Origin of the sequence: Corynebacterium sp. LK2590, from assembly GCF_040946105.1 — a bacterium.
Taxonomy (GTDB): Bacteria; Actinomycetota; Actinomycetes; order Mycobacteriales; family Mycobacteriaceae; genus Corynebacterium.
On record NZ_JAYWMH010000018.1, the window covers coordinates 1 to 620 of the forward strand.

2 protein-coding genes are annotated in these 620 nt (G+C 51.6%); both read right to left on the bottom strand.

Translation table 11 applies throughout. The features are described 5' to 3' along the window. Positions 1-279: IS3 family transposase (locus VVR85_RS11165; RefSeq protein ID WP_368520938.1), on the bottom strand; the 279-nt coding region annotated here is incomplete at its 3' end. After that, on the bottom strand, positions 279-596 hold the full coding sequence (locus VVR85_RS11170) for a transposase (RefSeq protein ID WP_368520939.1): 318 nt from the start codon (positions 594-596) through the stop codon (positions 279-281). The genes VVR85_RS11165 and VVR85_RS11170, both read right to left, overlap by 1 nt. Between the last annotated feature and the right edge of the window lie 24 nt (positions 597-620).

The window sequence follows — 620 nt, forward strand, 5'->3', positions numbered from 1 at the left end:
GCCCATCATGCGCATCCGCTTAGCCACAGTCTTACGGTTAAGCACAATGTGGTAGCGCTCGGTAAGTTCTGCGGTGATCCGCGGAGCACCATAAACTTCATCGGAGTCTTTCCAAATCTGATGAATCTTACGGTCAACATCATCGTAAAATGCAACACGATCATCTTCGCCAGATAGCCGTTTCTGCTGCGCATGGGCCCATTTGTAATATCCAGATCGAGACACTTTTAATAGCCGTGCCATGCGCTTGATGCTGTAGTTCGCCTTCTCTCGCTGCATTAATTCGAACTTTTCTGCTCGCGTTGCTTTGCGGCGAAGAAGGCTGTCGCTTTTGACAAAAACTCGTTATCCATCTTGGCTTCAGCCAGCTCACGGCGCAAACGAGCATTCTCAGCACGAAGATCAGACTCACTCATCCCATCTGATGCTCCTCGGCGTTCACGCTCATTTTTTACCCACCGGCCTAAAAGCCCGGCGGAAACACCGATCTCCTTAGCCACATGAGCGATCGGGCGCTGCGACTCGATTACCAGGTTCGCGGCTTCACACCGGTACTCCGGCGTGTATTTCTTGCGCTGTTGACTCACAATGAACATCCTCTCCTACGGACACAAGATCCG

What these genes read in the sequence shown, in the direction of transcription:
- VVR85_RS11170 (WP_368520939.1), bottom strand. Translation starts at nt 596, where the DNA reads ATGTTCATTGTGAGTCAACAGCGCAAGAAATACACGCCGGAGTACCGG.